This window comes from Methylobacterium sp. A52T (genome assembly GCF_053346095.1).
This window is the reverse complement of record NZ_JBKFBI010000170.1, coordinates 1-11,181: the sequence shown is the minus strand read 5'-3', so window position 1 is coordinate 11,181 and position 11,181 is coordinate 1. Positions and strand designations below refer to the sequence as shown.

The 11,181-nt window shown below is 71.0% G+C and carries 9 protein-coding genes; all 9 read left to right on the top strand.

Going from position 1 to position 11,181, the window contains the following annotated elements; translation table 11 throughout:
• The coding region (locus ACLBYE_RS27075; protein ID WP_447696534.1) for a tetratricopeptide repeat protein at window positions 1–1,251 on the top strand (1,251 nt) is incomplete at its 5' end.
• 214 nt (window positions 1,252–1,465) lie between these two features.
• Window positions 1,466–1,978, top strand: coding sequence for a cytochrome c maturation protein CcmE (gene ccmE / locus ACLBYE_RS27070; protein WP_020090897.1), 513 nt, complete (start codon window positions 1,466–1,468; stop codon window positions 1,976–1,978).
• A 10-nt stretch (window positions 1,979–1,988) separates the two neighbouring features.
• Window positions 1,989–3,989 carry a heme lyase CcmF/NrfE family subunit gene (locus ACLBYE_RS27065; RefSeq protein WP_020090896.1) on the top strand — a complete coding sequence of 667 codons (2,001 nt, stop codon included), beginning with the start codon at window positions 1,989–1,991 and terminating at the stop codon, window positions 3,987–3,989.
• Window positions 3,989–4,453: a cytochrome c-type biogenesis protein gene (locus tag ACLBYE_RS27060; RefSeq protein ID WP_020090895.1), complete on the top strand. Its 465-nt coding sequence runs from the start codon at window positions 3,989–3,991 to the stop codon at window positions 4,451–4,453. The genes ACLBYE_RS27065 and ACLBYE_RS27060 overlap by 1 nt, the downstream gene beginning before the upstream one ends.
• Window positions 4,454–4,549: 96 nt before the next feature.
• Window positions 4,550–5,206 (top strand): glutathione S-transferase family protein, encoded by a 657-nt coding sequence (locus ACLBYE_RS27055; protein WP_447696533.1) that lies wholly within the window; start codon window positions 4,550–4,552, stop codon window positions 5,204–5,206.
• Between the two features lie 399 nt (window positions 5,207–5,605).
• The gene (locus ACLBYE_RS27050) at window positions 5,606–6,079 is read left to right on the top strand and encodes a formate dehydrogenase subunit gamma (RefSeq protein ID WP_010684574.1); all 474 of its coding nucleotides are present in this window, start codon (window positions 5,606–5,608) and stop codon (window positions 6,077–6,079) included.
• Complete coding sequence (locus ACLBYE_RS27045) at window positions 6,076–7,635, top strand: formate dehydrogenase beta subunit (protein ID WP_447696532.1); 1,560 nt, start codon at window positions 6,076–6,078, stop codon at window positions 7,633–7,635. The genes ACLBYE_RS27050 and ACLBYE_RS27045 overlap by 4 nt, the downstream gene beginning before the upstream one ends.
• 10 nt (window positions 7,636–7,645) lie before the next feature.
• Window positions 7,646–10,507 carry a formate dehydrogenase subunit alpha gene (gene fdhF, locus ACLBYE_RS27040; protein ID WP_447696531.1) on the top strand — a complete coding sequence of 954 codons (2,862 nt, stop codon included), beginning with the start codon at window positions 7,646–7,648 and terminating at the stop codon, window positions 10,505–10,507.
• Between the two features lie 9 nt (window positions 10,508–10,516).
• Window positions 10,517–10,810, top strand: coding sequence for a formate dehydrogenase subunit delta (locus ACLBYE_RS27035; protein ID WP_447696530.1), 294 nt, complete (start codon window positions 10,517–10,519; stop codon window positions 10,808–10,810).
• Window positions 10,811–11,181 lie beyond the last annotated feature (371 nt).

The following is an 11,181-nucleotide window of genomic DNA, read 5'->3' as shown; positions in this document are numbered from 1 at the left end:
CGGTCGAGCCGCGAGGCGCAGCGCGAGGCCGAGGATGCCGGCATCGCCGAGGCCGCGCGCCCGGCCGAGCCGCGCCTGCGCCGCCGGCGCGCCGCCTCGGCCTTCGCGCTCTCCACCATCCCGCTCGTGGCGCTGATCGCCTACGGGCTCTACGGCTCGCCCGAGGTGCCGGCGCAGACCGAGGCCGACCGGCAGGCCGCCCGCGGCGGCGCCGACGAGCTGATGAAGGCGGTCGGGCAGATCGAGGCGCGCCTCGCCCGGGACCCGAACGATGCCCGCGGCTGGGCCGTGCTCGCCCCGGTCTACATGCGCACCGGCCGGTTCGACGATGCCGCCCGCGCATACGCCAACATCGCGCGGATCAAGGGCGAGACCGCCGACCTCCTGGCCGACCAGGGCGAGGCCCTCACGGCGGCCGGCGACGGCACCGTCTCGCCCGAGGCCCGGGCGCTGTTCGAGAAGGCGCAGGCCAAGGAGCCGAACGCGCCGAAGCCCCGCTTCTACCTCGCCCGCGCGGCCGAGCAGGCCGGCGACACCGGCGAGGCGATCCGCCAGCTCACCGAGCTCGAGGCCAGCAGCCCGCCGAACGCCCCGTGGCTCGGGATCGTCAAGCAGAGCCTCGCCCGCCTCAAGGGCGAGCCGCCCCCGCCCGCGACGCCCCAGGCCGCCCCCGAGATCCCGGCCGAGCAGCAGGCGGCGATTCGCGGCATGGTCGACGGGCTCGACGCCCGCCTCAAGAACGGCGGCGGCACCCCCGACGAGTGGCTGCGGCTCGTCCGGTCCCGGATGGTCCTCAGCGAGCGCGCGCAGGCGACCGACGCCCTGGCCCGGGCGCGCACGGCCCTCGCGGGCGACCCGCAGGGTCTCGCCCAGGTCGAGCAGGGCGCCCGCGCGGTGGGTCTCGGCGCCGAGGGCGCGGCGCCCGCGCCGGCCGAATCGGGCCGGACGGGACCGGGCGCCCAGACCGAGAAGGAGGCCGCGATGGCGGCCGTGCGCGCCATGCCGCAGGCGGAGCAGCAGGCGGCGATTCGCGGGATGGTCGAGGGACTCGACCGGCGCCTCGCCGCGCGGGGCGGCACGCCGGACGAGTGGATGCGGCTCGTGCGCTCCTACAGCGCGCTGGGCGAGCGCGATCAGGCGGTGAAGGCCCTCGACCGCGCCCGGATGGCGCTGGCCGCCAACAGCGAGGCGGTGGCGCGGCTCGACGGTCTCGCCCGGGAGCTGGAGCTTCCTGCCAAGCCGAACCCCTGACGCACCGAATCCCTGGCGCGCCGAACCCTTGGCGCGCCCGTTCCCCGGCACCACGAAATCGCGAGCCCGCCTCCGCGGAGCGGCCCGTACGACAATCGGTCCCGACGCCCGCCCTTGACCCGCGGGCGCCTGGAGCCGACACCCTCAAGACTAGAATGAGAACGGTTCCGGTCGACGCGGGTCTCCGCGCGCCGGACCGCGGGGTGGAAGTATCGTGACGCGTAAGAAACGCCGCCTGATCCTCATCGCCGCCTGCGGCAGCGTCCTGGCGCTCGCCGTGGGGCTGATGCTGTACGCCATGAGCGGCTCGATCGTGTTCTTCCGCTCGCCCACCGACATCGCCAAGCAGGCCATCGCCCCGGGCACGCGGCTGCGGCTCGGCGGGCTGGTGAAGGACGGCTCGCTCAGGCGCGGCCCCGACCAGACGGTCGACTTCGCCGTCACCGACACGAACGAGACCGTCGAGGTCCACTACAAGGGGCTGCTGCCGGACCTGTTCCGGGAAGGTCAGGGCGTGGTCGCCGAGGGCGTGCTGGAGCCGGGCGGGCAGTTCCGCGCCGACACGGTGCTGGCCAAGCACGACGAATCCTACATGCCCCGCGAGGTGGCCGACGCGCTGAAGGCGCAGGGGCGCTGGCAGGAGGGCGGCCCGAACAAGGGCGGCCCGGCGCCGAAGCCCGCCACCGCGGCGGCGGACAGCACCCTCGGTCCCCGCAGCGAGCGGTGAGGGAACCCGCATGATCGTCGAGACCGGCCACTTCGCCCTCGCGCTCGCGCTGGCGATCTCCCTCGTCCAGGTGGTGATGCCGATCTGGGCCGCCCGCTCGGGCGATCCGGCCCTGCGCCAGACCGCCTCGCAGGCGGCGCTCGGCGCCTTCGCCTGCGTGCTCTTCGCCTTCGCGGCGCTCACCTACGCGCACGTCACCTCGGACTTCTCGGTCCAGAACGTCGTCGAGAACTCGCACACGCAGAAGCCGCTGATCTACAAGATCTCCGGCGTCTGGGGGAACCACGAGGGCTCGATGCTCCTCTGGGTCCTGATCCTCACCCTGTTCGGCGCCTGCGTGGCGGCGGCCAAGAACTCGGTGCCGCCGCGGCTGCGGGCCAACACGCTGGCCGTGCAGGGGCTGATCACCTTCGTGTTCGTGCTGTTCATCATCACGACCTCGAACCCGTTCACCCGGGTGATCCCGGCACCGCTCGAGGGCAACGACCTCAACCCGCTGCTGCAGGATCCGGGTCTCGCGGTCCACCCGCCGCTTCTCTACGTCGGCTATGTCGGCTTCTCGATCAGCTTCGCCTTCGCGGTGGCCGCGCTGATCGACGGGCGGATCGACGCCGTCTGGGCCCGGGCGGTGCGGCCCTGGACGCTGGCCGCGTGGTGCTTCCTGACGCTCGGGATCGCGATGGGCTCCTACTGGGCCTATTACGAGCTGGGCTGGGGCGGCTGGTGGTTCTGGGACCCGGTGGAGAACGCCTCCCTGATGCCGTGGATCGCCGGCACGGCGCTGCTGCACTCCACCGTGGTGATGGAGAAGCGCGACGCCCTGAAGGTCTGGACGGTGCTGCTCGCCATCCTGACCTTCTCGCTGTCGCTGATCGGCACCTTCTTGGTCCGCTCGGGCGTGATCACCTCGGTGCATTCCTTCGCCACCGACCCGACCCGCGGCGTCTTCATCCTGGCGATCCTGATCCTGTTCATCGGCGGCTCGCTGACGCTGTTCGCGTGGCGGGCGCCGCTGCTGCGGCAGGGGGGCTTGTTCGCGCCGATCTCCCGTGAGGGCTCGCTCGTCCTCAACAACCTGTTCCTGGTGGCGGCCTGCGCCACCGTGCTGGTCGGTACGCTCTACCCGCTGGTGCTCGAGATGCTGACGGGCGAGAAGATCACGGTCGGCCCGCCCTTCTTCAATTCCACCTTCGTGCCGCTGGCGATCCCGCTGCTGCTGATCGTGCCCATGGGGCAGGCGCTGGCCTGGAAGCGCGGCGACGTGCTCGCCGCCGCCCAGCGCCTGTTCGCCGCGCTGGCGGTCGCCCTGGTGGTCGGCTTCGCGGTGCTGGCGCTGACCTGGGGCGGCCCGGTCCTGGCGCCGGTCGGGATCGGCCTCGGCGCGTACCTGCTGATCGGGTCCGCCCTGGAGATCGTCACCCGCGCCCGCGGCTACGGGGCGAGCCGCGCCCGGTCCCTCGGACAGATCGGCCGCCGCGCCGTCGGCCTGCCGCGCTCGGCCTGGGGCACCGCCATCGCCCATGCCGGTGTCGGCGTGGTCGTGCTGGGCATCGCCGCGCAGGGCTGGGCCACCGAGGGGCTGGCGACCCTCAAGCCCGGGGAGAGCCTGGCGACGGGGCCCTACGTGGCCACCCTGGACCGGGTCGCGCCGCGCAAGGGACCGAACTACGAGGAGGCCGCCGCCTACCTGACGATCCGCACCCGCGGGGGCGACGAGGTCGGGAAGGTCGAGACCGGCAAGCGCTTCTACCCGAGCCGCAAGATGGCGGTGACGGAATCGGGGCTGCTGACCAACGGTGTCAGCCAGGTCTACGCGAGCCTCGGGGAGATCGGGCAGGACGGCGGCGTCGGCCTGCGCCTCTACTACAAGCCGCTGGTCCTGCTGATCTGGCTCGGGGCGGTGGTGATGGCGCTGGGCGGCGGCCTGTCGCTCACGGACCGGCGGATGCGCGTGGGCGTCCCCGCCAAGGCGAAGGCGCGGCCGCTCCCGGTCGCGGTGCCGGCCGAGTGATGGCGCGCCGTTCGCTCCGCCCGGCGCTGGCCGCGCTCGCCCTGCTGGCGTCTCTGCCGGCCCTGGCGGTGCAGCCCGACGAGGTGCTGAAGGATCCCGCCCTGGAGCACCGCGCCCGGGAGATCTCGGCCGAACTGCGCTGCCTCGTCTGCCAGAACCAGTCGATCGACGATTCCGACGCGCCGCTCGCCAAGGACCTGCGCCTGATCGTCCGCGAGCGGCTGGAGAAGGGCGACAGCGACACGGCGGTGCTCGACTACGTCGTGGCCCGCTACGGCGAGTTCGTGCTGCTGCGCCCGGTCTTCGCGCTGCACACCCTGCTGCTGTGGCTGACCCCGGTGCTCGCGGTGCTGCTCGGCGGGCTCGGCATCTGGCGCCTCGCCCGCCGCCGCCCGCCCGCGCCGGCCCGGAACCTGTCGGCCGCCGAGCAGGCGGAGGTCGCGGCGCTGCTGCGACGGGAGTAGAATCGCCGCCGGAAGCGATTCGCCCGCCCCGTTCGGCACGAGTCTTGGATCGGGCCTCGCAGACCGCACGATCGGCGACGCGCCCGGGGCAGGACGATGACGGCCGCTACGCTCACCATCTCGAGCCGCAACTACTCCTCGTGGTCCCTGCGGGGCTGGCTGATCTGCCGGATGGCCGGGCTCGACTTCCGGACCGAGGTCCTGTCCGGCACCGACGCCACCACCCGGGCGGAGCTGCTGCACCTGTCGCCCTCGTTCCTGGTGCCCCGCCTGCGCCACGGCGACGTGGTCGTCTGGGACACCCTGGCGATCGCCGAGTATCTCGCCGAGACCTTCCCGGAGGCCGGGTTCCTGCCCGGCAACGTGGCGGAGCGCGCCCATTGCCGGTCGATCTCGGGGGAGATGCATTCCGGCTTCGTCAATCTGCGCTCGGCGCTGCCGATGAACCTGCGCGCCTTCCATCCCGATTTCCGCGTGTTCAACGGTGCGAAGGCCGACATCGAGCGCATCGTCACGATCTTCGACGATTGCCTGGACCGCTACGAGGGGCCGTACCTGTTCGGCGCGCGGCCGTGCCTCGCCGACGCGATGTTCGCCCCGGTCTGCACCCGCTTCCGCACCTACGACGTCGCGGTGCCGCCCCGCGCCGCCGCCTACCGCGACACGATCCTGCACTGGCCCCTGATGGTCGAGTGGGCGGAGGCCGCCGCCGACGAGCCGGACGAGATCGAGGAACTCGAGATGGAGTTCTGAGGCGGCCGAGGCTCCGGTCTCGGAGCCCGCCGCCGTCCTTGCGAGCGGAGCGAAGCAATCCAGGGCAGCGCGACCTCGGCAAGCGTGGCGCGACTGGGTTGCTTCGCTCCGCTCGCAAGGACGGAGGGCTCTGAGCGGACGTTCCGGACCCGACGTGACAGGATGCAGTTTCTTGCATGGCACAAATTTATGTTGCGACGCACGCGACAAATTCTGACCGCGGATAGGATCTGAAAAACCGCGCTGTAGCAACAGGTTAACGAACTGTCTCCGCTCGCCCGGCCTGCGCGTTACAGCTCGACAAACGTCCTTTGTCGCCCGACCGGACAGCGCGATTGATGCCATTCGGCATTTCTGTTCCTCTTCGCATTAGAACAGGAACAGACTGGGCTGGAAACCATGGCGCGTCACGAGCCCTGGAGCGCGGAGCGCGCATCCGGGATCATCGCCGAGCACACCCATCTCGAAGGGGCCACGCTGCCGATCCTGCACGCGCTGCAGGAAACCTTCGGCTACGTGGATTCCGGCGCCGTGCCGCTGATCGCGGACGCGCTGAACCTGTCGCGCGCCGAGGTCCACGGCTGCATCACCTTCTACCACGACTTCCGGGCGCACCCCGCCGGCCGCCACGAGGTGAAGCTGTGCCGGGCCGAGGCCTGCCAGGCCATGGGTTCGGACAAGCTCCACCGCGAGATCCTGGGCCGCCTCGGCTGCGGCTGGCACGAGACCACCGCCGACGGCAGCGCCACGGTCGAGCCGGTCTACTGCCTCGGCCTCTGCGCCAACGGCCCCGCCGCGCTGGTGGACGGTGAGCCCGTCGCGCACCTGACCGCCGACGCCCTCGAAGCTGCCCTGACGGAGGTGCGCCAGTGAGCGTCACGCTCTACGTTCCGCGCGACGCCGTCGCCCTCGGCCTCGGCGCCAACAAGGTCGCCCGCGCCCTCTTCGCCGGCGCCGAGCGCCGCGGCCTGGACGTCACCATCGTCCGGACCGGCTCCCGCGGCCTGTTCTGGCTGGAGCCGATGGTCGAGGTCGGCACCCCCGAGGGGCGGGTCGCCTACGGGCCGGTGACGGTCAAGGACGTCGATGCCCTGCTGGATGCCGGCCTGACCGCGGGCGGCGACCACGCCCTGCGCCTCGGCGATCCGGAGAAGATCCCCTACCTCGCCCGGCAGCAGCGCCTGACCTTCCACCGCTGCGGCGTGGTCGACCCGGTCTCCGTGGACGATTACCGGGCCCATGGCGGCTATCGCGGCCTGGAGGCCGCCCTGAAGCTCGATGCCGAGGGCATCGTGGCGGCGGTGCGCGAGTCCGGCCTGCGCGGCCGGGGCGGTGCCGGCTTCCCGGCCGGCATCAAGTGGAACACCGTGATGCTCGCCAAGGCGGACCAGAAATACGTGGTCTGCAACGCCGACGAGGGCGATTCCGGCACCTTCGCCGACCGGATGATGATGGAGGGCGACCCCTTCAACCTCATCGAGGGCATGACCATCGCGGGCGTCGCGACCGGCGCCACCCGCGGCTACATCTACCTGCGCTCCGAGTACCCGCAGGCCTTCGCCACCTTGAAGGAGGCGATCGCCAACGGCGTGACGGCGGGCGTGCTCGGCGAGAACATCCTCGGCTCGGGCAAGACCTTCCACCTGGAAGTGCGCCTCGGCGCCGGCGCCTACATCTGCGGCGAGGAGACCTCGCTCCTGGAGAGCCTGGAGGGCAAGCGCGGCATCGTGCGGGCGAAGCCGCCGATCCCGGCGCTCAAGGGCTTCCTCGGCAAGCCGACGCTGGTCAACAACGTCATGACCTTCACGGCCGTGCCGTGGATCCTGGAGAACGGGGCCAAGGCCTACGCCGATTACGGCATGGGGCGGTCGCTCGGCACCCTGCCGATCCAGCTCGCCGGCAACGTCAAGCACGGCGGCCTGATCGAGATGGCCTTCGGCATCACCCTCCGGCAGGTGATCGAGGATTTCGGCGGCGGCACCCGCTCAGGGAGGCCGGTCCGGGCCGTGCAGGTCGGCGGGCCCCTCGGGGCCTACTTCCCCGACCATCTCCTCGACACGCCCCTCGACTACGAGGCGATGGCGGCCAACAAGGGCCTCGTCGGCCACGGCGGCATCGTGGTGTTCGACGACACCGTCGACATGGCGAGCCAGGCCCGCTTCGCCTTCGAGTTCTGCGCCACCGAGTCGTGCGGCAAGTGCACCCCCTGCCGCATCGGCGCGACCCGCGGCGTCGAGACCATGGACAAGGTGATCGCCGGCATCCGGCCGGAGGCGAACCTGAAGCTGGTCGAGGACCTCTGCGAGGTCATGACCGACGGGTCGCTCTGCGCCATGGGCGGGCTCACCCCGATGCCCGTCATGAGCGCGATCACGCACTTCCCCGAGGATTTCAGGCGCGCCGGCGATCTGCCGGCCGCGGCCGAGTGAGGAGACGTCGATGGGCCTGATCAAGGAGATCGACTACGGCACGCCGATCCGCGTCAGCGAGCAGACGGTGACGCTGACGATCGACGGCATGTCGGTGACGGTGCCGGCCGGCACCTCGGTGATGGCGGCGGCGATGCAGGCCGGGACGCAGATCCCGAAGCTCTGCGCCACCGATTCGCTGGAGCCGTTCGGCTCCTGCCGCCTCTGCCTCGTGGAGATCGAGGGCCGGCGCGGCACCCCGGCCTCCTGCACGACCCCGGCCGAGAACGGCATGGTGGTGCACACGCAGAACGAGAAGCTCGCCAAGCTCCGCAAGGGCGTGATGGAGCTCTACATCTCCGATCACCCGCTCGACTGCCTGACCTGCGCGGCCAACGGCGACTGCGAGTTGCAGACCCAGGCGGGCGTCGTCGGCCTGCGCGACGTGCGCTACGGCTACGAGGGCGACAACCACGTCCGGCCGAGCTCCGAGAAGTACCTGCCGAAGGACGAGTCGAACCCGTACTTCACCTACGACCCGTCGAAGTGCATCGTCTGCAACCGCTGCGTCCGCGCCTGCGAGGAGGTGCAGGGCACCTTCGCGCTGACCATCGCAGGGAGAGGCTTCGACAGCCGCGTGGCGGCCGGCCCGACCAACTTCTTCGAGTCCGAGTGCGTGTCCTGCGGCGCCTGCGTCCAGGCTTGCCCGACCGCGACCCTTCAGGAGAAGTCCATCCACGAGTACGGCCAGCCCGAGCACGCGGAGGTGACGACCTGCGCGTATTGCGGCGTCGGCTGCTCGTTCAAGGCCGAGATGCAGGGCGAGCGCGTCGTCCGCATGGTCCCGTACAAGGGCGGCAAGGCCAACGAGGGCCATAGCTGCGTGAAGGGCCGCTTCGCCTACGGCTACGCCACCCACAAGGACCGCATCACGAAGCCGATGATCCGCGAGAAGATCACGGATCCGTGGCGCGAGGTGTCCTGGGAGGAGGCCATCGATCGGGCCGCCTCCGAGTTCAAGCGGATCCAGGCCAAGTACGGCAAGGACTCGGTCGGTGGCATCACCTCGTCGCGCTGCACCAACGAGGAGGCCTACCTCGTCCAGAAGCTCGTGCGCGCCGCCTTCGGCAACAACAACGTCGACACCTGCGCCCGCGTCTGCCACTCGCCGACCGGCTACGGCCTGATGTCGACGCTCGGCACCTCGGCCGGCACCCAGGACTTCAAGTCGGTCGAGAAGTCCGACGTGATCCTGGTGATCGGCGCCAACCCGACCGACGGCCACCCGGTCTTCGGCTCGCGCATGAAGAAGCGGCTGCGCGAGGGCGCCAAGCTGATCGTCGCCGATCCGCGCAAGATCGACCTCGTGAAGTCGCCCCACATCAAGGCCGACTATCACCTGCCGCTGAAGCCCGGCTCCAACGTCGCCTTCATCAACTCGCTGGCGCACGTGATCGTCACCGAGGGGCTGATCGACGAGGCCTATGTCCGCGAGCGCTGTGACCTCGCCGAGTTCGAGTCCTGGGCCCGGTTCATCGCCGACGAGCGCCACTCCCCGGAGGCGCAGCAGCCCTTCACCGGCCTCGACCCCGAGCAGGTCCGCGGCGCGGCCCGGCTCTACGCCAAGGGCGGCGCGGCCGGCATCTACTACGGGCTCGGCGTCACCGAGCACAGCCAGGGCTCGACCATGGTGATGGGCATGGCCAACATCGCCATGGCCACCGGCAACATCGGCAAGCTCGGCGCCGGCGTGAACCCGCTGCGCGGCCAGAACAACGTGCAGGGCTCCTGCGACATGGGCTCGTTCCCGCACGAGCTCACGGGCTACCGCCACGTCTCGGACGACGCGACCCGCGAGAGCTTCGAGGCTCTCTGGGGCGCCAAGCTCGACAACGCGCCGGGCCTGCGCATCACCAACATGCTGGACGAGGCCGTCGAGGGCACGTTCAAGGGCATGTACATCCAGGGCGAGGACATCGCCCAGTCGGACCCGGACACGCACCACGTGACCTCGGGCCTGATGGCGATGGAGTGCATCGTCGTCCAGGACCTGTTCCTGAACGAGACCGCCAAGTACGCCCACGTCTTCCTGCCGGGCGCCTCGTTCCTCGAGAAGGACGGGACCTTCACCAACGCCGAGCGCCGCATCTCGCGGGTCCGCAAGGTCATGGCCCCGATGGGCGGCTACGGCGACTGGGAGGGCACGGTGCTGCTCTCCAACGCGCTCGGCTACCCGATGAACTACAACCACCCGTCCGAGATCATGGACGAGATCGCCTCGCTCACCCCGAGCTTCACCGGCGTGTCCTACGCCAAGCTCGACGAGCTCGGCTCGGTGCAGTGGCCCTGCAACGAGAAGGCGCCGCTCGGCACGCCGATGATGCACGTGGACCGGTTCGTCCGCGGCAAGGGCCGGTTCATGATCACCGAGTTCGTGGCCACCGAGGAGCGGACGGGGGCGAAGTTCCCGCTGATCCTGACCACGGGCCGGATCCTGTCCCAGTACAATGTCGGCGCGCAGACAAGGCGCACCGAGAACTCGCGCTGGCACGAGGAGGACGTGCTGGAGATCCACCCGTTCGACGCGGAGCTGCGCGGCATCGTCGACGGCGACCTCGTCGCCCTGGAGAGCCGCTCGGGCGACATCGCCCTGAAGGCCAAGGTCTCCGAGCGGATGCAGCCCGGCGTGGTCTACACCACGTTCCACCACGCCAAGACCGGCGCCAACGTCATCACCACCGACTACTCGGACTGGGCGACCAACTGCCCCGAGTACAAGGTGACGGCGGTGCAGGTCCGGCGGACCAACCGGCCCTCCGACTGGCAGGCGAAGTTCTACGAGGAGGACTTCTCCCTGACCCGGATCGCCCAGACCCTCGACGCGGCAGAGTAAGAGTACCCGATGAGCGCCGTGACGCAGGCGGACAAGCTCGTCCGCATGGCCAACCAGATCGCCACCTTCTTCCGGTCTTACCCGGAGGAGGAGGCGGTCGCCGGGATCCAGAAGCACATCAAGGCCTTCTGGACGCCCAAGATGATCGCGCATCTCGAGGCCGCCCTGCCGGAGCAGGGCGACCGGGTCGACGGCTACGTGCGGCGGGCGCTGCACGGCGCGGCGCCGGCGGCCGACAGCCCGGTGCGTCCCGCGACCCGGGATCCGCAACTCGCTGGCGCGGGCGCCAGCGACGCCGGCTGAGCCGCCCGAGGCCGGGCGGGACCTTCAGCCCGCGCCACGCCTGACTGGCACGCGATCACGCGAAACATCCCTGTCCCGACTGGAAGCGGGGGTGCTTCGCGTTCGATGCGGTTTCGGGGTCATCGACCGGTTCCGCCGTCCTCGCGAGCGGAGCGAAGCGAAGCGATCCAGGAGCGCCCCGCTCTGCGCGATGGCGCGACCCTGGGTCACTTCGCTGCGCTCGTGATGACGGAGCGCGCCGTCTGAACCGAGAGCCGCCTGAGCCGATGCGGAACGACCTTGTGCGGCGGCACCGCGGGACAGTCGGGTGCCCGGCCGTCTCCCGCCCGGCGGGCCCGGCGGGGGGGGGGGCCCGGCCGTCCCGGCGCACT